The 20,849-nt window shown below is 57.5% G+C and carries 17 protein-coding genes; 9 read left to right on the top strand and 8 right to left on the bottom strand.

All coding sequences use genetic code 11. From position 1 onward, the window contains the following. The first annotated feature begins 121 nt into the window (after window positions 1-121). Window positions 122-1,414 (top strand): O-acetylhomoserine aminocarboxypropyltransferase/cysteine synthase family protein, encoded by a 1,293-nt coding sequence (locus tag UB90_RS08210; protein WP_065324437.1) that lies wholly within the window; start codon window positions 122-124, stop codon window positions 1,412-1,414. 91 nt (window positions 1,415-1,505) lie between these two features. Here UB90_RS08210 and UB90_RS08205 read toward each other — a convergent pair whose 3' ends face one another. Continuing rightward, window positions 1,506-2,222 (bottom strand): SIMPL domain-containing protein, encoded by a 717-nt coding sequence (locus UB90_RS08205; protein ID WP_009179241.1) that lies wholly within the window; start codon window positions 2,220-2,222, stop codon window positions 1,506-1,508. 243 nt (window positions 2,223-2,465) lie between these two features. Between UB90_RS08205 and UB90_RS08200 the strand changes: the two genes are divergently transcribed. Beyond that, entirely contained in the window at window positions 2,466-5,063 is a 2,598-nt protein-coding gene (locus UB90_RS08200; RefSeq protein WP_065324436.1) for a hypothetical protein, read from the top strand. Between the two features lie 128 nt (window positions 5,064-5,191). On the opposite strand, the gene hppD is transcribed toward UB90_RS08200, so the two are convergent. Next, on the bottom strand, window positions 5,192-6,292 hold the full coding sequence (gene hppD / locus UB90_RS08195; RefSeq protein WP_065324435.1) for a 4-hydroxyphenylpyruvate dioxygenase: 1,101 nt from the start codon (window positions 6,290-6,292) through the stop codon (window positions 5,192-5,194). A 138-nt stretch (window positions 6,293-6,430) separates the two neighbouring features. Between hppD and UB90_RS08190 the strand changes: the two genes are divergently transcribed. From UB90_RS08190 to UB90_RS08180, 3 genes are all read left to right on the top strand, one after another. Continuing rightward, a complete protein-coding gene (locus UB90_RS08190; RefSeq protein WP_065324434.1) occupies window positions 6,431-6,886 on the top strand; it encodes an Lrp/AsnC family transcriptional regulator in 456 nt (151 codons plus the stop codon). A 63-nt stretch (window positions 6,887-6,949) separates the two neighbouring features. After that, window positions 6,950-8,173, top strand: a complete 1,224-nt coding sequence (locus UB90_RS08185; protein WP_009178860.1) for a PAS domain-containing protein — start codon at window positions 6,950-6,952, stop codon at window positions 8,171-8,173. Between the two features lie 173 nt (window positions 8,174-8,346). Beyond that, window positions 8,347-10,224: a monovalent cation:proton antiporter-2 (CPA2) family protein gene (locus tag UB90_RS08180; protein ID WP_009178631.1), complete on the top strand. Its 1,878-nt coding sequence runs from the start codon at window positions 8,347-8,349 to the stop codon at window positions 10,222-10,224. 34 nt (window positions 10,225-10,258) lie between these two features. Here UB90_RS08180 and cobT read toward each other — a convergent pair whose 3' ends face one another. Then, window positions 10,259-11,269, bottom strand: coding sequence for a nicotinate-nucleotide--dimethylbenzimidazole phosphoribosyltransferase (cobT, locus tag UB90_RS08175; RefSeq protein ID WP_065324433.1), 1,011 nt, complete (start codon window positions 11,267-11,269; stop codon window positions 10,259-10,261). A 101-nt stretch (window positions 11,270-11,370) separates the two neighbouring features. Here cobT and cobS point away from each other — a divergent pair, with 101 nt between their 5' ends. After that, on the top strand, window positions 11,371-12,123 hold the full coding sequence (gene cobS, locus UB90_RS08170) for an adenosylcobinamide-GDP ribazoletransferase (protein ID WP_065324432.1): 753 nt from the start codon (window positions 11,371-11,373) through the stop codon (window positions 12,121-12,123). Between the two features lie 57 nt (window positions 12,124-12,180). On the opposite strand, the gene UB90_RS08165 is transcribed toward cobS, so the two are convergent. The 5 genes from UB90_RS08165 to UB90_RS08145 all read right to left on the bottom strand — a co-directional run bounded on the left by UB90_RS08165 (window position 12,181) and on the right by UB90_RS08145 (window position 17,397). After that, on the bottom strand, window positions 12,181-12,690 hold the full coding sequence (locus tag UB90_RS08165) for a CarD family transcriptional regulator (protein WP_005606047.1): 510 nt from the start codon (window positions 12,688-12,690) through the stop codon (window positions 12,181-12,183). A gap of 291 nt (window positions 12,691-12,981) precedes the next feature. Further along, window positions 12,982-13,320, bottom strand: a complete 339-nt coding sequence (gene fdxA / locus UB90_RS08160) for a ferredoxin FdxA (RefSeq protein WP_005606051.1) — start codon at window positions 13,318-13,320, stop codon at window positions 12,982-12,984. 68 nt (window positions 13,321-13,388) lie between these two features. Next, window positions 13,389-13,763, bottom strand: coding sequence for an RNA-binding S4 domain-containing protein (locus tag UB90_RS08155; RefSeq protein WP_065324431.1), 375 nt, complete (start codon window positions 13,761-13,763; stop codon window positions 13,389-13,391). 7 nt (window positions 13,764-13,770) lie between these two features. Continuing rightward, window positions 13,771-16,728 (bottom strand): helicase-related protein, encoded by a 2,958-nt coding sequence (locus tag UB90_RS08150; RefSeq protein WP_065324430.1) that lies wholly within the window; start codon window positions 16,726-16,728, stop codon window positions 13,771-13,773. 84 nt (window positions 16,729-16,812) lie between these two features. Next, window positions 16,813-17,397, bottom strand: a complete 585-nt coding sequence (locus UB90_RS08145) for a tetratricopeptide repeat protein (protein ID WP_065324429.1) — start codon at window positions 17,395-17,397, stop codon at window positions 16,813-16,815. Window positions 17,398-17,498: 101 nt separating this feature from the next. Here UB90_RS08145 and UB90_RS08140 point away from each other — a divergent pair, with 101 nt between their 5' ends. From UB90_RS08140 to UB90_RS08130, 3 genes are all read left to right on the top strand, one after another. After that, window positions 17,499-17,786: an SCP2 sterol-binding domain-containing protein gene (locus UB90_RS08140; protein WP_005606065.1), complete on the top strand. Its 288-nt coding sequence runs from the start codon at window positions 17,499-17,501 to the stop codon at window positions 17,784-17,786. A gap of 20 nt (window positions 17,787-17,806) precedes the next feature. Then, complete coding sequence (locus UB90_RS08135) at window positions 17,807-18,763, top strand: alpha/beta hydrolase (RefSeq protein ID WP_065324428.1); 957 nt, start codon at window positions 17,807-17,809, stop codon at window positions 18,761-18,763. A gap of 252 nt (window positions 18,764-19,015) precedes the next feature. Continuing rightward, complete coding sequence (locus UB90_RS08130; RefSeq protein ID WP_065324427.1) at window positions 19,016-20,836, top strand: M3 family oligoendopeptidase; 1,821 nt, start codon at window positions 19,016-19,018, stop codon at window positions 20,834-20,836. Window positions 20,837-20,849 lie beyond the last annotated feature (13 nt).

The following is a 20,849-nucleotide window of genomic DNA, read 5'->3' as shown; positions in this document are numbered from 1 at the left end:
TCGTTCCATAGCAACGCTTAAATTCAGAGAACTGTCCCACCGGCTTTTGCTTGCACTGACGCCGCGCCCGGTGTGTGCTGTCGAAATATCAACACCGATTGCGACACAAGGGAGAGTTTAAATGTCCGACGGCCCAACCTATGGCTTTGATACGCTGCAAATTCACGCAGGCGCACGCCCTGATCCGGCCACCGGCGCAAGGCAGACACCCATCTATCAATCCACAGCTTATGTGTTTCGTGACGCAGATCATGCTGCGGCTCTCTTTAACCTGCAGGAAGTAGGATACATCTACTCTCGCCTGACCAACCCAACGGTAGCGGTCCTGCAGGAACGTCTGGCAACACTCGAAGGTGGCGTTGGCGCGGTTTGCTGTTCGTCTGGCCACGCGGCACAGATTATGGCGCTCTTTCCCTTGATGGGGCCGGGCAAGAATGTGGTCGCTTCAACGCGCCTTTATGGCGGCACCGTCACCCAATTCAGCCAAACCATCAAACGCTTTGGCTGGTCCGCGAAATTCGTCGACTTCGACGATCTCGACGCCCTGCGCGACGCAATCGACGATGATACCCGTGCCGTGTTCTGCGAATCTGTCGCCAACCCTGGCGGCTATGTCACAGATGTGCGTGCGGTTGCGGATGTTGCCGATGCCGCTGGTTTGCCACTGATTGTCGACAACACGTCTGCGACACCCTATCTGTGCCAACCGATTTCTCAGGGGGCGACCTTGGTGGTGCATTCCACAACCAAATATCTCACCGGCAACGGCACTGTGACCGGTGGCTGCATCGTGGATTCGGGTAAATTCGACTGGTCCGCCTCAGATAAATTCCCCTCCTTGTCCGCACCGGAACCCGCATATCACGGGCTGAAATTCCATGAGACCTTCGGAAATCTGGCCTTCACCTTCCATGGTATCGCTATCGGCTTGCGTGATCTTGGCATGACCATGAATCCGCAAGCGGCGCATTACACTTTGATGGGGATAGAGACCCTGTCATTGCGCATGCAGCGTCACGTTGAAAACGCAGTGAAGGTCGCAACATGGCTCGAGGACGATCCGCGCGTGGACTATGTGACCTACGCTGGTCTGCCATCCTCGCCCTATTCCGACCGCGCGAAACGTTGTTATCCCAAAGGCACCGGTGGCCTGTTCACCGTTGCGCTCAAAGGGGGCTACGACGCCTGTGTCAAATTCGTCGACAGCCTTGAGATATTCTCGCATGTTGCAAATCTGGGCGACACCCGCTCTCTGGTGATCCACTCGGCCTCCACCACCCACCGCCAACTGACACCCGAGCAGCAACAGGCGGCCGGAGCTGGCCCGAATGTCGTGCGTATCTCGATCGGCATTGAAGACGCAGATGATCTGATCCGCGATTTGGATCAGGCTCTTGCAAAGGCCTGCGGCTAGGGTAACACGTCGGCGAAACACCCTTTTCAAGACTGCAAAAGGCCGGGAAAACCCGGCCTTTTTCTATTTAATAACAGTCAGGTACCGTCAATCAATTCGGCCCCGAAGGTTCTTTGATGTCAAAGGTCACAGACACGCTGTGGCTCAGGCTCAACGAACCGGGGGAAATTGGCATATCTGAGGAGCGCGCCATTTCCATCGCCATCATCGGTGCACCGCCCGCAGGCCCGCCATCGCGGATTTCACGCACGGATCCAAGCGCCATACCGGACGCCTCGGCCAGTTGACGGGCTTTCTTGAAGGCGTTTTCAACCGCCTGAGTGCGCAGCAAATCTTCTGCCGCATCCCGTTCGCTGTAAGAGAAGGTCAGCCCACGGAATTCATTTGCTCCGGCATCCAGCACATCGTCCAGAACACCGCCCATCGCGTCGAGATCGTGCAAGGTCACGCGCAGCAGGTTGGAGGCTTCAAAACCCGTTACCTCGCGGCCATCCACACCGTCATGTTTCACTTGGCTCCAGACCGGGTGCATGGAGATCTGCTGCGTTTGCATGTCTTTTGCATCAATGCCGCTTTCTCCGAGGCTGGTCATTACCTCGTTCATACGCGCCGAAACCTGTTCCATGGCCGCTCCGGCTTCTTTGGCCTGAGCCCGCACACCAAGTGTGATGTAAGCCTGATCCGGCGCCACATCTGTGGTCGCCTCACCCGTGACATGGATCTGCCGCAGCTCTTCCGCGCTTAGGGAGAAAGGGGCAAGGGCAACGGCGCCAGCCAACATCAGGGCTGCGGTTTTTGTGTTCAACATCTGGTTTCCTCAACTTGTGTAGGTCTGTCCTCTAAATGGGAGCGGCAAAACCCCGCGCGCAAGGGGAGCTATTGCGCTTTTACTTCCACTCGGCGGGTTCCTGCTCTATGGTTTGCGCAACGATAACGGCGTCCCGGCACGGGGTGTCCCGGTATGAGATCTCGGCCCTCTTGGGTTGTATCACACCGGGGGCAACGTGGCTCCTACGGGTGAGGCGCGCAGACAGAAGATCCTGATGACCTGATGAAACCGGAGTTCGCGCTCTCTCTTTCGTTTGATGGCATTACAGTGCTGACCCGTGGCGCGGGCGGCTGGTATCGTTTGGGTTCGGTATCACCGGACGCAGAAGATATGGCCGCGCAGCTCGCGGAATTGCGCAGTCAAGCCATTGCACTGTCCGACAAGCCCCTGCATTCCAAATTGGTGCTGCCCGATACTCAGATCCGTTATCTTAGTATCGAGACAGGCGATCTGCCTCATGATGCGCGGATTTCCGCAGCTTGTGACGCGCTGGAAGGGGCAACGCCCTATCCGGTCTCTGAACTGGCCTTCGACATCAGCGCAGATGGCGCAACCACTCATGTCGCAGCTGTCGCGCTTGAAACACTTCAAGAAGCTGAGAGCTTTGCATCCGAACATGGATTTGGCCCCGTGAGCTTTGTCGCCGCGCCCGGTGACATGCCATTTTTGGGCGAACCATTCTTCGGAACTGCCAAAGCTGCGCGCAAGCTGAAGGTCGAACCGGATGGTATTGCAGTTGTCGAGGTTCCTGCACCGATCCCTGAAGAGACATCTGCGACCAACACCGCAGAGACTGAAGAGCCGAACCTATATCCTGAAGACGCGGCGGATGACGAACTCACTCCGCGCAGCGGCATTCCCATCATCTTGCCTGCGGCCCCGCCCCCCGCAGAGCCCCCAAAGACCACCGGCGCGGAGACCGCAGAACTGATCACTTCTCACGCATCGTCGGACGACACCTCAATCACAGAGGACACCGACACCCTTGATGTGGACACCGATGAGGCTGGCCCCGCGATTGGCTTTACAACGCGCCGCAGCCGCGATCAGGCCCCCGAACTCAGCACAACACCTGCGGAGGTCTCTCAGAAACCTGCGCCGAAGGTGATCTTGGCGGAAACGACAAAAGCGGTGGATACGCCGCACTCCAAAGCGCCCGTGCTAACCGGTCCCAAAGCTGCAACGTTTGTTGCCGCAATATCAACCGTACCTGCAGCGCCGAACCTCGCTTTGCCGACGCCGGTTCTCGCACATACCACATCCGCACCGCCAAAACCTGAAGCGCCAGCCAAAGCGCAGCCTATAGCTTCGCCTAGCGGCGACCTCACCACTCCGCAGGCCCGCCCCCTGCGGTCTCGATCCGGTCGAATTGGCCTTATGGCAGCGGGACTGGCAGCCGCTTCTGCGATTGGCGCTTGGGCCGTGGTTCAGCAATTGCCCGATTTGTGGTCCGACCTCAAACGCGCAGACCTTGTTGAAACCGAAGACCCTGTGGCGCCGCCCGTTCTTGCCACCTCTGCGTCGAACACAGACCTCAACAAAGAGCTGACGACCACCATCAGCACTGACGGCACCACACCGACCGCAGCCGATGGGGCACAAACAGTCTCGTCAAAAGAACTGACCGTCACCGATGCCGCCGTCCTAGAAGCCCTTGGTACGCCTGTCGTGGACGAGGTTGCACCAATAGATGGCCAAGATCTGATCATTGCCTCCCTGCCCTCGCCGCGTGACATTTCCACCGGCGCTGCCGGACAGGCGCAAACCGCAACCACTGATGATGACGCAATCTTTGAGGACAGCGAGGAGATAGACCCAGAGGCGCTTGCCGATGGCATGGTGCCGGAAGATGAGACTGCGGGTTTTGCCGTTGATGCAGGCACGGACCTCGAACAAGCCGCGCAATATGCCGCAACCGGCATTTGGCAAAAAGTGCCTGAAATTTCAGATGTGCCGTCGGTCATCAGCCTCGACAACGTTTATGTTGCCTCAATCGACAACACCGATCTGTCTCAGGACGCTATTGCCCTACCCGCGCAAACCGCGATCGACACAGACACTCCCTTTGGTGCTGTTTCCAGCCCCACAGAAGCGGGTCGACAGTTTGACCTTGATGAACGCGGCTTGGTAAAGGCGACGCCGGATGGCACGTTGAACCCTGATGGGATCATGGTGTACGCAGGTCGGCCCGTGAAAATCCCACCAGCAACCCCAGACCGCCCGACAGCACGTGAACTAGAAGCCGCAGATGAGGCTGCACGGATTGCACGTCTTCAGCAGGTGCGCCCACGCACACGCCCAAATGACTTGGTGGAACAGACAGAGCGGGCTCAGCTTGGCGGGGTGGTGCGTGCGGAACTCCTGTCCAAACGCCCAAAGCTGCGCCCTGAAAGCCTGAAGACCGAAGAGCAAGAGAGCCAACCGGCAACCGCTCTGGCGGTTGCCGCAGCGCCGCAACCGCGTGCGCGCCCTGCAAATTTTGCCAATCTGGTTGACCGTGCCCAGCGTCGACAGGAGCAGACGCAAACGGCCGCCGTTACCGCCGCCCCGGCTGCTGTCACGCCAGCAATTCCGTCCTCTGCGTCCGTCGCACGGCAAGCGACCACACAGAGAGCCCTGAACCTCAGACGGCTGAACCTCATTGGGGTGTATGGCAAACCTTCTGACCGACGCGCTCTGGTGCGCCTTCCTTCAGGCCGTTACGTCAAAGTCAAAGTGGGTGACCGCCTCGACGGTGGCCGCATCGTCGCCATTGGCGACGGCCAGTTGCAGTACCAAAAAGGGAGCCGAAACACGGTTCTCAACCTGCCAAACGGGTAAGGGGTGCAACCACCGTATTGGTCAGTAACCGCAGTCAGAATATGAGAAAGCCGGGCAGTTCGCCCGGCTTTCTCATTGCATCTGTTGGTTAGTCACTACGGGGACCGACGGCAGATGTCATGTTATAGTCATTCAGCCGCAGCGATCTCACCGTTGTTGATCTGCTCCTGCTCGATCGATTCAAACAGCGCTTTAAAGTTGCCCTCACCAAAGCCATCATCACCTTTGCGCTGAATGAACTCAAAGAAGATTGGCCCGATCACGGTCTTGGAGAAAATCTGCAACAGAATGCGTGTCTCACCACCGTCCAAGACGCCCTCACCATCGATAAGGATGCCGTGTTTCTTCATGCGATCCAGCGGCTCTTCGTGACCTGTCACGCGATCATGGCTCATGTCGTAATAGGTTTCAGGCGGCGCTGGCATGAATTGAATGCCGCGTTCGGAAATATCGTCGGTTGCATCATAGATATCGCGCGCACCCACCGCGATATGCTGGATACCCTCGCCATTGTATTTCTTCAGATAGGCCACGATCTGGCCAGTTTCGCCGCGATCCTCGTTGATCGGAATGCGAATACGACCGCAGGGCGAGGTCAACGCACGGCTGAACAGACCAGTGAACTTGCCCTGAATGTCAAAGAAACGAATTTCTTTGAAGTTGAACAACTCACCATAGAAATGGAACCACTTGTCCATATTCCCCTTAAATACGTTGTGGGTCAGGTGATCGAGGTAATAAAAACCCACACCACGCGGCTTGGATTGCTTTAGCCATTCGAATTCTTCGTTATAGGGCGAGGTCTCGTAATACTGGTCGATGAAGTAGATAAGCGAGCCACCGATGCCTTTGATCGCAGGCACATCCATGGTCTTGTCGTCACCTTCATAAGGTTCTGCGCCTTTGGCAACCGCGTGATCAAAAGCCTTTTTTGCATCCACAACGCGCCAGCCCATTGAAGGTGCGCAAGGGCCATGAAGCTCGACAAATTTCTCCGCAAAGGAGCCCTTCTCTGCGTTCAGGATGTAGGTGATATCACCTTGCTGCCACAGCTCGATCCCCGGCTTCGTCTTGTGGCGTCCCACCAGTTCGTAGCCCATTTTTGCAAACAGTTCGCGCAGCTCTTCCGGGTTCGGACTGGCAAACTCTACAAATTCAAAACCATCGGTGCCTGCGGGGTTTTCATCGCTGATGACCGATTTAGGGGCGTCGTGAGGGAAAGGTCCCATGCGTAACTCCTGAGTTGCTTGCTGCGTTTCTCCAAGTCTACCGCATCTGGGACGCATAATTTGCGCAAAATCACCACGCAAACTTTCATGTCGCGCGTATTTCACGCATAGTTTGCTGATCGTATGGGGGAATCGCGCATGCTGGACGGAACTGATATTAAATTACTCGCGCTCTTGCAGAAAAACGCTCAAGCGACGGCTCAGGAGTTAGGCGAGGCATTGAATCTCTCGCCCAGTCAGGCAGGTCGGCGGCGACAACGGCTAGAGACAGAAGGCTATATTCAAAGCTACGTCGCCCGCCTTGACCCCGGCAAACTGGGCCTCGCGGTACAGTGCTTTGTGCAGGTTCATCTGCACAGTCATGGCCCCGATAATGCCGCGAGCTTTGCGCGGCTGGTGGCAAACCGTGCAGAAATTACCTCCGCTTGGACCATGACAGGCGAAGCGGATTATCTTTTACGGGTCTACTGCCATGATTTGCAGGAGTTAAATACGCTATTGCACGAAATCATTTTACCCCATCCAGCGGTTGGACGCGTCCACAGTCAAATCGTAATGGCACAGTTAAAAGGCGATAGTCCTCTTCCAGTTTAAGGATGTGTGAACCACTGCAACACTATCTTGAGTGCAAACAAATCATCAGATGGAATCGCCCTCGTGTCTTTTGTCGACCGCCGCATTGAAGCCCGCCCCAGCAGCGGAGCCGCCCCTTTCGAGTTGAACGAGGTTTTCTTCTCCCGCACCGATGAGCGTGGGATTATTTTGGCATGTAACTATGTGTTTCAGAGGGTGGCCCACTATGAATGGGACGAGATCCTTGGCGCACCGCACAAACTTGTACGCCACGGTGATACGCCAAAAGGGCTCTTCCACCTGTTTTGGGAGACGCTGAAATCCGGCCGGACGATCGGTGCCTACGTCAAAAACAAATCCAAAGATGGGCTATATTACTGGGTTTTTGCGACGGTTGTACCCTGTGAGGGTGGTTATCTTTCCGCTCGCATCAAACCAAGCAGCAAGCTCTTCACGGAAATTCAGGCGCTGTATGCCAAAATTGTAAAGGCTGAAAAAGAGGGCGGACTTTCACCGGAAGAAAGCAGTCAGATCATGATCGACTGGGTTCACGAGAAAGGCTTTGACGACTATCAGCATTTTGCCTCCCATGCCTTGGCCGAAGAACTTATTGCACGGGACGAAGGTCTCGGTCGCAAGGTAGATCCTCAGATTTCCGAACTGCGAGACATGCTGCGCAATGCGGAAAAACTCCTGGATGAAACCCATGGCCTCGTCAAAGATTTTGAAGCCATGCACACGATTCCGCACAACCTGCGTGTCATTGCATCGCGTATTGAACCGTCGGGCGGCCCCGTCACTGTTCTTTCGCAAAACTACGGCGCCATGTCGCGGGAAATGTCGGATTGGTTCGAGCGCAATGTGATGGGGGAGAACACCAACTTCGCCACGGTTAAGCACTCGGTGAACTCCAGCCTCTTTATCGCAGGCATGACCCGCATCCTCATGGAATGCGACTCACAATTGCAAACTGAACGCCGCGATCTCGGCGATGTGGATATGGAAGACGAGCGCCGTCGGCTCGCGGAACTGGTCAAACAACAGGCCAGCTTTGCGCAAAAAGGCATGGCTGAGGTTGATATTGAGGCGGTGCGGATCATTAACGCCTGTCAAGTGATGCATCGACATTTCCTTGGTCTCAGTTCGACGCGCGTCCTGTGTAAAATCGAAAGCGCCCGCCTGCCCTCCTCCGGAGAGACCCTGTCTGACATCATTGATCAACTTGGTGCATTTCAGGAACGCATTTCCGAACGGCTCGAGCATATCGCAAAGCTCGGTGAAGAAATCCGCTCTCTCGAAGGCGAATAATTACCTCAGTCAGGTTGGCGTGTTATGACGACACGCCAACCTGAACAGGCAGACAGCCCGCGCATACTGAGGCAGTTCTGTCACGCTGGCGAAAATTAACTCATCATCCGAGCACAGAGCCTCAAGACGACCTATCTCGTTGCCAACCCTTCAAAAGCTGGCAATATTCTCCCATGGATAGTTTTCTCTCACAGGCATCGATTTATCTCGCCGCAGCGGTCATCGCCGTCCCCATCGCTGCCCGTCTCGGGCTGGGATCCGTCCTCGGCTACCTTGCTGCTGGTATAATCATTGGACCGATCTTGGGGCTCGTAGGATCCGAAGCCGAGGAATTGCAGCATTTTGCCGAATTCGGCGTGGTGATGATGCTATTTCTCATCGGTCTGGAGCTTGAACCACGCGCGCTTTGGGCAATGCGACACCATTTGATAGGCTTGGGTGGCCTTCAAATTACCGCTTCGACCGCCTTACTCGCGGCAGCGGCAATATTCTTCGGCCATAGCTGGCAGGTGGGCCTGGCGGTAGGGCTTGCATTGTCACTGTCCTCCACTGCGATCGTCTTGCAAACTCTTTCTGAGAAAGGGCTGACCCGTACCGGGGGCGGCAGAGCGACATTCTCTGTTCTGCTCACACAAGATATCGCTGTGATTCCGATCCTTGCCCTCCTGCCTCTATTGGCTGCACCGCATGCGATGTCTTTGTCGGAAGATGGCTCAATCGTGAGAACGGATGACGCGCAAGACGCAGCGCATCATTCCTTGTCTCTTGTCGAAGGGCTGCCCGGCTGGGCCGTAACGCTGATGACAATCGGTGCGGTCGCCTTTGTGATCCTCGCAGGCGTATATCTGACACGCCCCGTCTTTCGCTTCATCCACGCGTCAAACCTGCGCGAAATGTACACTGCACTGGCGTTGCTGATCGTTGTTGGGATTTCGTTCTTGATGACGTTGGTTGGCCTGTCCCCCGCTCTCGGCGCTTTTCTCGCGGGCGTGGTTTTGGCCAACAGCGAGTTCCGCCATGAACTGGAAAGCGACCTTGAACCCTTTAAAGGGCTGCTCTTGGGGCTCTTTTTCATCACCGTGGGTGCCGGCATCAACTACAAGCTGTTCCTCGCAGAGCCGGGCGATGTAATTGGTCTCGCCCTTTTGGTTATACTCGCAAAAGGGACGGTGCTCTACTTTGTGGGCAAAGCCTTTGGCCTGAAGCGGCGCAACCATTGGCTCTTTACCCTTGGCCTTGCACAGGCCGGGGAATTTGGCTTTGTGTTGCTGGCTTTCTCGTTGCAACTCAATGTTGTGACTCCCGATCTTTCGGAAAAACTGCTCTTGGTGATCGCTCTCACAATGCTGATCACGCCGCTGCTGTTCATCCTATATGAAGTTCTGTCCAAGCGGATGAAAGAGGCGCAGGTCGAACACACACCCGACGAAATTGATGAGGAAGGCACTGTCATCATCGCGGGGATCGGGCGCTTTGGGCAGATCGTGCATCGCCTTGTGAACGCAAGCGGGTTCAAGACCGTTCTTCTCGACAGTGATATGAAAGCCGTCCAGTTGATGCGCCGGTTTGGGGTCAAGAGTTTCCTCGGCGACCCCACGCGCCCTGAACTGCTAAAAGCTGCGGGGATCAGCAAAGCAAAGGTGCTGGTTGTTGCTTTGGACGATCAGGAAAACGCAACGAAACTGGTGGCGTATGCACGCCGCAACTACCCAAACATCCACATTGTCGCGCGCGCCTACGATCGGAATCATGTGTTCGCGCTTTATAAGGCTGGTGCCAATGACATCGTGCGTGAGATGTTCGACAGCTCCCTGCGGGCTGGCCGTTACGTGTTAGAGAACATTGGCCTCAGCGAGTATGAGGCGGCCCAAGCCGAGCAGACATTTTATGCGCACGACCGCCACACGGTGCGCGAGTTGGCGGCGCATTGGATACCGGGCACGCCTGCAAGCGAAAACCCGGCCTATATCAAACGCGCAAAGGAATTGGAAAAGGATCTGGAAACGGCGCTGTTGTCTCTGGCCGAAGAGCACGTCAAACGCTCCGCGTAAACCTACTGCGCATTGGCTGCCCCGTCCCGGCGGGTCAGCCGTCTGAAACGCCAGCCTCGGCAAAGGTCGCCATGCAGCTGTGGCACGCCAGTGCCCCCTTCAGGACCTGAATGGCCAAAGCGGCCCCCGAGCCTTCTCCAAGGCGCAGCCCCAGCGACAAGAGCGGCGATTTTCCCAGCCGTGAAAGCAGCGCCTGATGACCGCCTTCCGCGCTCTGATGGCCTGCAATTGCATGATCCAATGCGTGATCCGAGATCTCGACAAGACACGCGGCCGCAGCACAGCAAATGAACCCATCAAGGATCACCGGGATGCGCCGGATGCGTGCGGCGGCAATCGCTCCGGCCATTGCTGCGACCTCCCGACCGCCAAGGCAGCGCAAAACGTCCAGACCGTCGCGACTGTCATGAAGCGCCACAGCCTCGGCGACCACCTGTGTTTTCAACGAGAGAGCGTCATCCCCTACTCCGGTGCCTCGTCCCGTCCAGTCGCTGGCCACACCGCCGTACAGAGCATTGCAGATTGCCGCAGCAGATGTGGTGTTACCGATGCCCATCTCGCCGACAACCAGCAGGTCAGTGTCGGAATGCACAGCTGACCACCCTGTTTGCAATGCTTGAAGAAGGTCTGCCTCGCTCATCGCGGGCTCACGCGTGAAATCCGCAGTCGGACGTTCCAAGTCCAACGCATGCACATCCATGCGTGCGCCAGCAAGCCGAGCCAGCTGGTTGATCGCCGCGCCACCTGCCTTGAAATTGGCAACCATCTGCACGGTGACCTCGGACGGAAAGGCTGAAACTCCACGCGCTGTCACGCCGTGATTCCCAGCAAATACAATCACTTGCGGGGTTTCGATTTCTGGGCGATCCGTCTTGCGCCAACTTCCGTACCAAATCGCGATTTCTTCCAATTGCCCCAACGCGCCAGGCGGCTTGGTCAATTGACCGTTGCGGGCCTCGCAGGCAGAACGAGCTGCGGCATCCGCGGCAGGCGCCTGCGCGAGGGCATTGCGAAAATCGGAAAGCGTATTCAGGTCTGGCAGCATCAAAAGCCTCGTTGCGTCGCACCGCACCGCACAGGTAAAGCGGTGTCAGACCTGTTTACCGCTCTCGCCCCGTGCCGAGAAGCCCTGCCAGAGGCATCGACATGCGAAAAAACGACTTCAAAGCAATCGATTTGCTGCTGGCCTTGGTTCTGTTGACCCGTCTGCCCTTGCCACATCTGCCCAAAGCCTCTTTTGCACGGCAGTCGCGTGCGGTCTGGGCCTTTCCATTGGCCGGTGCGGTTGTTGGCCTGTTGGCAGTGATCACCGCAGCATTGGCATTGATGTGTTGGCCCCCGATGATTGCGGCGGGTTTAACCCTTGCGGCGCAAGTGGCGCTGACTGGAGCCATGCACGAGGATGGGCTGGCAGATACCGCTGATGGGTTTTGGGGAGGTTTCGAGCCTGCACGACGGCTAGAGATCATGAAGGATAGCCAGATCGGCACATATGGTGTGCTCGCCCTGATCCTTGGGCTTGGGCTGCGCTGGAGCATTCTTGCAGCACTGTTTAGCACTGGAGCAATCTGGGCCCCAGTTGCGCTTGCGGCACTTAGCCGTGCTGCAATGCCGGTGATGATGGCGCGTATGCCCAATGCGCGCGGGAGCGGGTTGGCACACACGGTTGGTCGCCCCGGCCGAACCGCAACGACCTTTGGCATTCTCATTGCTCTGCTGTTGGGCTTGCTTTGCATGGGTTGGGCGATTTTGGGGGCGGCACTGATTTTGGTTCCCCTGCTGATTGGTCTGCGCAGGCTCGCCATGGCCAAGATTGGAGGCCAGACCGGAGATGTCTTGGGCACCACACAACAACTGAGCGAAATCGCACTGGGGCTGATGTTGCTCGCATTGATCTGACGCAATGAAAAAGGCCGCCCTTATCGGGCGGCCTTTCGAAATTTCAGCCCTCAGAGATCAGGCCGCGCGGGACGTCAGAACCTCATCCACCTGCTTCGCGGCAGCGATCTCATCACCACCGGATACGGCTGCAACCTCACGGGTCAGACGCTCGAGCGCTGCTTCATAAAGCTGACGCTCAGAGTAGCTCTGCTCGCGCTGGTCATCGGTGCGGTGCAGGTCACGCACCACTTCTGCGATGGAGATCAGATCGCCAGAGTTGATCTTCTGTTCGTATTCCTGCGCCCGGCGGGACCACATGGCGCGCTTGACCTTGGCCTTACCCTTCAGCGTCTTCATCGCCTGATTGATAACATCAGGAGAAGACAGCGAGCGCATGCCAATGTCGACAGCCTTGTGAGTCGGAACCCGCAGGGTCATCTTGTCTTTTTCAAAGGTGATCACGAATAGCTCCAGCTTGTAGCCGGCCACTTCCTGCTCCTCAATCGAGATGATCTGTCCAACCCCATGGGCTGGATAGACAATAAAATCGTTGGGGCGGAACTCGAGCTTCTTCGATTTGGTCATACAGGTCTTTCCTCGCGATGACACGGCAATCATGCCGTTTTGGCTACGCCAAAGAGGACCCTCGCGGAACATAATCTATGCCCGCCGGGTGTCGGTTCGGCGCAGAAAACCCACCAAGAGACCCATCTTAGCGTGGGTCATCACGGCAGGCGGTATTCTACGTGTTTCATTTCATCGATAGAATATAGCATAAAAACGCGCCCTCCGAAAGGCGGAGAGCACGTCATTGTGAGGCCTAGCGCGGCGTTTCACGTCGAATTCGCGCAATTATATCGCGCGACATGGCAGAGCTTAGCCGCCCTCACCCGGAGCTTCGGAGAAATACTTCTCCAGTTTGCCCTCTTCGCCATCACGCTCCTCATAACCCGGCATCGGATCCTTTTTGGATACGATGACCGGCCAGAGTTCGGCATACTTGCGGTTAAACTCCACCCATTGATCCATATCCGGCTCAGTGTCCGGACGAATCGCGTCGGCGGGGCATTCCGGCTCGCATACGCCACAGTCGATGCATTCATCGGGGTGGATCACCAGTGTGTTCTCACCCTCGTAGAAACAGTCAACCGGGCATACCTCGACGCAATCGGTGTACTTGCAAGCAATACAATTGTCCGTAACGACGTAGGTCATCTTGGCTTGGATCCCGTTTCAAGTGTCTGGGCGATTAGCTAATCCACAAGAGCAACGGCTTCAAGCCGTCAATGCCCTTCCCAGACACGAGTAAGACCAAGCGCCCTGCGCTCTTTCTTATCCGGGCGACCTTTTCCTTCGTATTTCGGATTGGCAGGCGGTTTGTCCTGCTTCTCTGTCATATCGAAGTACAATGTCTGGGCTTCGGGCGCAGGTCCGCGCCGTTCAGAGAGCGCGAGGATGCGTATGACGCGCACCTGATGCCCCTGAGAGAAGGTCAGAACGTCACCAACAGCGACGTTCTGAGAGGGTTTTGAGGCCTTGGAGCCATTCACGCGGACATGACCGGCGCCGACTTGTTTGGCCGCCAGCGAGCGGGTTTTGAAAAACCGCGCATGCCACAGCCATTTGTCGACCCGCATCTTGTCCGCGTGATCGCTCATCGCGAGATCAATCGCCCTGCTTCAGCCCCATAAGAGCTGCCGCAAAGGGATTATCGGGATCGATCTGCTTTTCCTTCTTGAGCGGACGCGCAGAATAGGTTTTGCCGCCCTTGTCGCCACCGCGATCCGGGCGACCGCCTTTTTTGCCGCCGGGTTTGCCTTGCGGTTTGCCCCCGCTGCGCGGCTTGCCCCGCCCAGCGCCATCCGCTTTAGCGCCACGGCCCTCACCACGGCGTTGACCGCGTGCGTTGTTGCCCTGACGATTATTGCGCCCCCAAGTGAAGGTGTAGAACACCTCAATTTCAGGTTCCTCCACAGCAGCGTCTGCGGCCTCACCCACAGGGGTTTCCGTCTCAGCGGTCTCGGCAATCGGCTCAGCGACATCGGCGTCAGAAGGTTCTGCTGCAACGGGTGCAACACCTTCATCTGCGATCTCTGCAGTGCCTGCGGGAACATCGGCCGGTGCATCTGCCGCAGTACCCTCGACAGGCGCTGCCGCCGGGGTGTTTTCAGCCTCAGCTGCTGCATCCATAACCGGTTGGTCCGCTGCAGGGGGGCCGCCATCCTTCACGACCTCATCAACAGCTTTGACCTTAACCCGTTCGCCCTTTTCGGCGCGGTAGCCAAGGCCCTGCATCAGGTCAGAGAACTGCTCCAGCGTCATACCGGTGATCGACAGCATATCGGGTTTGGCCTCAAAGCCCCCACGGCTGTCTTCGTTGCGCAGCAGATCAGCCAGACGCTCCAGCATGTCGATACGGATCATGCGCTGACCTGCGGAACGATAGCCTGCCATCGTGTCATAGCCTTCGGGCGCATCCGGCATGGAAGGCACGGTGACCAGCCCCGGAGGCGGTGCCTCTGGGAATTCCTGCAGACCATTTGCAAGCGACCACAACAGCAAACGCAGGCGAGTCGGTGCAGGTTTCAGCAGCAGCGGCATGAAGATAGTGAACTGACCGAATCGAATGCCGTGTTTGCGCAGCGCACCACGGGCATCCTGGTCCAGATCTTTCACTTCCTGCGCAACGCCGGCACGGGGCAGAATGCCCAGTCCCTCAACCATGCGGAAGGCAAAGCCACGCGCAAGCCCGGTCAGTGCCTCATCTTTTTGCAGGTTGATCAGAGGCTCAAACAGCGCCTGAATCTTGCGAGAGATGAAATGTTGCAGACGGCGTTCGACCTTTTGGGCCACATCTGGCCCCGCAGTCTCATCGACAAAAACCTCGATCTGCGGAGAAAGCGCATCCGCACCGGCAACAAGTTTGCCGACCGCATGCTCACCCCACATCAGGCCGCCCTGATCAGTGTAATCAATTTCAGTATCGGGTGCATTGTAGAACCGGTCCGCGCGCAGATGATACTGCGGAGCGAGCGCTTGCAAGGACGCCGATTTCAGCGCCTTGGCTTCTGCGCCCTGCGCGGTTTTGTCCGGCGAGAACCGGAAGCCTTCAAGCTTACCGACGAATTCGCCTTCGACGGTGACTTCACCCTGGTCATTTACTTCGGCCAAAAGGGCCTCCTTCTGTTTGAGCCGCCGCAGCAAAACTGATGTGCGCCGGTCCACAAATCGTTGCGTAAGACGCTCATGCAAGGCGTCAGACAACCTGTCTTCTACAGTGCGGGTCTCCTCCCGCCAATGACTTTCGTCACGCAACCAACCGTTTCGCTGCGCGACATAGGTCCAAGTGCGGATAAACGCCAAGCGTTTCGACAATGTGTCAATATCACCTTCCGTACGGTCAAGTCGCCGAATTTGGCGAGAGAACCACTCATCCGGCACCACTCCGCCGTCCTGCAGATAACCAAAGATCCCGCTGAGCAGTGAGGAATGCTCTGCATGGCTGATGCCGCGGAAATCGGGTATGCGGCAGACATCCCACAAAAGACGTACCGTTGTCGCATCACTGGCCCTGTCGCGAATTGCCGCATCCTGCGCCAGAGATTTGAGCGCCATCAGATCATCGGCCTCACGCGCCTTGATCAGTACTTCATGGTTGGGACTTGATTCGAGCGAGGCAATCAGTGCCTCAATCGTGCCAAACCGCAGATCCGCAGAGCGCCAGTTCAGTTTTTGTAGTGGCGTAAAGCGATGATCCATGATCGCCTGCGCAACACCCTCGTCAAGCGGACGTGCATCACCTGTGACGCCAAAGCTGCCATGGCTCATTCCTCGGCCCGCACGACCTGCAATCTGTGCCAGTTCGTTAGGCGCAAGCGGGCGCATCCTGCGGCCATCAAACTTTGAGGTCGACGAAAATGCAACGTGATCCACATCGAGGTTCAACCCCATGCCGATCGCATCCGTCGCCACGAGGTAATCCACCTCGCCGTTTTGATAGAGCGCCACCTGCGCGTTTCGTGTCCGGGGCGACAGTGCGCCCATCACCACCGCAGCGCCGCCCTTTTGACGGCGGATCAACTCGGCGATGGCATAAACACTATCGACGCTGAAACCCACAATGGCGGTTCGCGGTGGCATGCGGGAGATCTTTTTTGACCCTGCATAGACCAGTTCCGACATCCGTTCGCGGCGCACGAACTCGACACCCGGCACCAGTGCCGAAATCGGCCCGCGCATGGTATCCGCGCCCAGAAACAGCGTCTCTTTCAAACCGCGGGACCGCAACAGACGGTCGGTAAAGACGTGACCACGCTCCGGATCGGCACAGAGCTGGATTTCGTCAATCGCGAGGAAATCACAGCCCATACCCTCTGGCATCGCTTCCACCGTGCAGATCCAATACTGCGCGCGCGGTGGCACGATACGTTCCTCGCCGGTCACCAATGCCACAACCGAAGGGCCACGTAGCTTTACGATTTTATCGTAAACTTCACGCGCAAGCAGACGCAGCGGGAAGCCCATGATCCCGGTCCGATATCCAAGCATACGGTCAATGGCGTAGTGGGTCTTACCTGTATTGGTCGGGCCAAGGACGGCCACAACCCGGGATGCAGAAGTCATTGCATCAATCTCCACGCGCCTGGATGCGACTCAACGGCCTGACATCAGGGAATAAAATCAGGGATCACCCGTTTGCAGACCTCGTTAAAGTGCCTGCCCGCCCACCACTGTGGACAGACGATCCAGAGCCTTGGTTACTTCCTCATGATACGGATGTATAGCCTTGGCCCGCTCGTAAGCAGCATAAGCGCGCTCTGGATCTCCAAAGAACTCAAACACCTGCCCAAGACCGAAGATGGCGTTGTAGTCGTTTGGGTTCAAGGCCAAGGCACGCTCCAGATCGGCAACGGCGGGGCCAAACAGCTCTGCGTGGAAAAAAGCGCGTGCCCGCTCAGACCAGCCCTCTGCAAAATCGGGCGCATGATCCGTAAGCGCAGTCAGGTGCTCTATCGCCGCCGGCCAATCCTGCCGTTCCATCGCATCGCGCCCCCGGCGCAACAAAAGATCCATGGCAGCAGAACCGCTCTTGCTCCAAAGGGCCTGTAATTCCCGCTCCACCGCTGCAGCGTCTGTCGGGTCGGCGTCCTCGAGACGTTCCAAAAGCTCTGCTTCGCTCAATGCAGAGAGGTTCGCCCCTGACTGCGCCGCCAAAATTGAAGGCAAACAGGGGATGACGACCAAAGAGATTGCCGCCACGATAGCTTTGAGATTCGTGCAAGTTCTGCCCATAGTGCAAAGGGTAACGGCACCGGGCCGAATTACCAGTGCCCGGACCACAGGATTCACGGTTTTGTGCGCAGGCACAGACCCTATACACAGGAAAGACAGTTATGAGCGACACTCTGGAACAGGCAGCCGCAACGCTGAACGAGAAGATGGACGGCGGTTTTGAAAGCTCTGCCAAGTTCGAAATCACCGGGATGGGTTCCATCATTCTTGACGCCAATGGCGCGCGCGTCGGGGACGAAGAGGCAGAGGTCACGATGACTGCAGATGCAGAGACCTTTCAGGAGATCCTCTCCGGCGAACTCAACCCGACGGCGGCCTTTATGGGCGGCAAGTTGACCATTGACGGCGACATGGGCGTCGCAATGCAGCTGGCACAAGCGCTGGCCTGACGACAATGAAGGATCAGCCAATGGCAGAGACCTCCCCCGCGCCGTTTTTCACTGAGATCGCGCGCGGCCCGGATGGTGGCGAGGCCCATTGGCTGGCCACCCGCGATGGCCAGCGTATTCGTGCAGGCCATTGGCGACCAGCAGGTGAGGCACTGGGCACAATCCTGATGTTTCCCGGCCGCACCGAATATATTGAAAAATACGGCCCCTTTGCATCTGACATGACCGAGCGTGGCTTTGCCGTGCTGGCAGTGGACTGGCGCGGACAGGGGTTGGCTGACCGTGCGCTGGCAGATCGACGGCTCGGCCATGTCGATCATTTTGATGATTTCCAGCAGGATGTCGCCGCACTGATGGATCATGCCAGAACGCTTGATCTGCCACAGCCATGGTACCTGATTGGCCATTCCATGGGCGGCGCCATTGGCCTGCGCGCGCTATACGAGGGGCTGCCGGTCGCAGCCTGCGCCTTTACTGCGCCCATGTGGGGCATTCGCATTCCCTTCGCGTTGCGTCCTGCGGCCCGTTTGCTGGCGCGATTTGGGGCGGCGCTTGGGCTCAGTGAAAAGCTGGTCCCCACAACCACCATTGAACAATACGTTCAGGTCACCCCGTTTGAAGGCAACACGCTGACCACAGACGCGGATATGTACGCGTTTTTACAGCTACAGATGGCGAAAAAACCGGATCTCGTTTTGGGAGGCCCCACAGTCCAGTGGTTGGCACAGGCGATGATTGAATGCGCCGCCTTGCGTGAAAAAACCTCTCCAGATGTGCCCTGTGTTACGTTCTTGGGCGAAAACGAGCAGATTGTCTCCACCGAAGCCGTGCATGATCGTATGACGCGCTGGCCATCGGGGACATTGGATCTGGTCCCTGAGGCACAGCATGAAATTCTGATGGAGCAACTCCACATCCGAACCCGTGTCTGCGATGCCATTGCCACCCACTTCAAGAAACATAAATTAACTCAATGACATAAATCCTCTGTAGGCGGGTAGAACATCTGAACTGACGACCAGCGCCGCGCACCCACAGGGTGCGCGGCGCTGGTCGTTTCGGGCAAAGCCCGAAGCGAAACACCTCTCAGAGGTTTCTACGCAACCCACCCGCTCTACGCTTGTGCCTCCGGGTTCGGGGACCTAAGTGTTTGAGGAACCGATACACGGGCCACCGCGGCGTTCTCTTAGGCCGCTTGCACGCCCATTCAGCCACCAGACGGAGGTCCTATGTTCCAACTCCCCTTCCCCGTACGCGATGCCAATGCCTCTTCCGGATCTGGAGATCTTGGCAAATTGCCGGAATGGGACCTGAGCGATCTTTACGCAGGCGAAGATGCGCCGGAATTGTCCCGCGATCTCGATTGGCTGCAAAAAGAATGCGCAGGTTTTGCCGCGGATTATGAGGGAAAGCTCGCCGATCTCAACGCCGATGGCTTGTTAACCTGCGTGCATCGCAATGAGAAAATCAACAACATCGCCGGTCGCATCATGTCCTATGCGGGCCTGCGCTACTACCAACTGACCACCGATGCCGATCGTGCTAAATTCCTGTCCGACGTTCAGGAAAAGGTCACCATCTTCACCACGCCGTTGGTGTTCTTCACGCTGGAGATCAACCGGATCGAGGACGCGACCCTGGACGCGCTGTTTGCCGCCAATGCCGATCTCGCCCGCTATAAGCCGGTGTTCGACCGCATCCGCGCGATGAAGCCCTATCAGCTCTCCGACGAGCTAGAACGGTTCATGCATGACTTGGGCATCGTCGGCGACGCCTGGGAAAAACTCTTTGACGAGACCATCGCCGGCCTCACGTTTGAAATCGGCGGCGAGGAGCTGGGCATTGAGGCAACGCTCAACTTCCTGACCGAACAGGACCGCAGCAAGCGTGAGGCTGCCGCGCGCGAGCTCGCCCGCGTCTTTGCCGACAACATCAAGATCTTTGCCCGCGTGCACAACACGCAGGCCAAGGAAAAAGAGATCATTGACCGTTGGCGCGGCATGCCCAGCCCACAGATGGGCCGCCACCTATCAAACGATGTCGAACCCGAGGTGGTCGAGGCCCTGCGCGAGGCGGTCGTGGCCGCCTACCCCAAGCTCAGCCACCGCTACTACGAGTTGAAGCGCAAATGGCTTGGCCTGGACCGCATGCAGGTCTGGGACCGCAACGCGCCCTTGCCGATGGAGACAACGCGCATTGTCGACTGGGACGAAGCGCGCGCCACGGTGATGGAAGCCTACGAGGCCTTTGATCCGCGCATGGGCGAGCTGGCACAGCCGTTCTTTGACAAGGGCTGGATCGACGCGGGCGTGAAACCCGGCAAGGCTCCCGGGGCCTTTGCCCATCCGACCGTCACCAATGTGCACCCCTATGTGATGCTGAACTACCTCGGCAAGCCGCGCGACGTGATGACACTGGCGCATGAGCTGGGCCACGGCGTGCATCAGGTGCTGGCCGCAGATCAGGGCGAGATGCTGTCCTCGACGCCGCTGACGCTGGCGGAAACCGCATCCGTGTTTGGCGAGATGCTGACTTTCCGCAAGATGCTGGAGAAGGCCAAGACCAAGGAAGAGCGCAAGGTGCTGCTCGCCGGCAAGGTCGAGGACATGATCAACACGGTTGTGCGGCAGATCGCCTTTTATGACTTCGAGTGCAAACTGCACGCCGCCCGTGCCGAGGGCGAACTCACACCCGAGGACATCAACGCCCTATGGATGAGCGTTCAGGCGGAATCCCTGGGCGAAGGCTTTGACTTCATGGAAGGCTACGAGACTTTCTGGGCCTATATCCCGCATTTCGTGCATTCGCCCTTCTACGTCTATGCCTATGCCTTTGGCGACGGCTTGGTGAATGCGCTCTACTCGGTCTACGCCGAGGGCGCCGAGGGGTTTGAGGACAAGTATTTCGACATGTTGAAAGCGGGTGGCTCCAAGCACCACAAAGAGCTGCTGGCGCCCTTTGGTCTGGACGCCTCCGATCCGAAATTCTGGGACAAGGGTCTGTCGATGATCTCCGGCCTCATTGACGAGTTGGAAGCGATGGAGGACTAACACCTCCCCCTCT

This window comes from Tritonibacter mobilis (assembly GCF_001681715.1).
Taxonomy (GTDB): domain Bacteria; phylum Pseudomonadota; class Alphaproteobacteria; order Rhodobacterales; family Rhodobacteraceae; genus Epibacterium; species Epibacterium mobile.
Note: the sequence above shows the minus strand (reverse complement) of the source record. Positions and strands in the feature narration are given on the sequence as shown.

Excerpts from the sequence above, each read along its gene's own strand:
- UB90_RS08210 (WP_065324437.1), top strand. The coding sequence starts at position 122 with ATGTCCGACGGCCCAACCTATGGCTTTGATACGCTGCAAATTCACGCA.
- cobS (WP_065324432.1), top strand. The coding sequence starts at position 11,371 with ATGCGAAAAAACGACTTCAAAGCAATCGATTTGCTGCTGGCCTTGGTT.
- UB90_RS08145 (WP_065324429.1), bottom strand. The coding sequence starts at position 17,397 with ATGGGCAGAACTTGCACGAATCTCAAAGCTATCGTGGCGGCAATCTCT.
- UB90_RS08200 (WP_065324436.1), top strand. The coding sequence starts at position 2,466 with ATGAAACCGGAGTTCGCGCTCTCTCTTTCGTTTGATGGCATTACAGTG.
- hppD (WP_065324435.1), bottom strand. The coding sequence starts at position 6,292 with ATGGGACCTTTCCCTCACGACGCCCCTAAATCGGTCATCAGCGATGAA.
- UB90_RS08155 (WP_065324431.1), bottom strand. The coding sequence starts at position 13,763 with ATGAGCGATCACGCGGACAAGATGCGGGTCGACAAATGGCTGTGGCAT.
- cobT (WP_065324433.1), bottom strand. The coding sequence starts at position 11,269 with ATGCTGCCAGACCTGAATACGCTTTCCGATTTTCGCAATGCCCTCGCG.
- UB90_RS08140 (WP_005606065.1), top strand. The coding sequence starts at position 17,499 with ATGAGCGACACTCTGGAACAGGCAGCCGCAACGCTGAACGAGAAGATG.
- UB90_RS08150 (WP_065324430.1), bottom strand. The coding sequence starts at position 16,728 with ATGACTTCTGCATCCCGGGTTGTGGCCGTCCTTGGCCCGACCAATACA.
- UB90_RS08135 (WP_065324428.1), top strand. The coding sequence starts at position 17,807 with ATGGCAGAGACCTCCCCCGCGCCGTTTTTCACTGAGATCGCGCGCGGC.
- UB90_RS08190 (WP_065324434.1), top strand. The coding sequence starts at position 6,431 with ATGCTGGACGGAACTGATATTAAATTACTCGCGCTCTTGCAGAAAAAC.
- UB90_RS08130 (WP_065324427.1), top strand. The coding sequence starts at position 19,016 with ATGTTCCAACTCCCCTTCCCCGTACGCGATGCCAATGCCTCTTCCGGA.
- fdxA (WP_005606051.1), bottom strand. The coding sequence starts at position 13,320 with ATGACCTACGTCGTTACGGACAATTGTATTGCTTGCAAGTACACCGAT.
- UB90_RS08205 (WP_009179241.1), bottom strand. The coding sequence starts at position 2,222 with ATGTTGAACACAAAAACCGCAGCCCTGATGTTGGCTGGCGCCGTTGCC.
- UB90_RS08165 (WP_005606047.1), bottom strand. The coding sequence starts at position 12,690 with ATGACCAAATCGAAGAAGCTCGAGTTCCGCCCCAACGATTTTATTGTC.
- UB90_RS08180 (WP_009178631.1), top strand. The coding sequence starts at position 8,347 with ATGGATAGTTTTCTCTCACAGGCATCGATTTATCTCGCCGCAGCGGTC.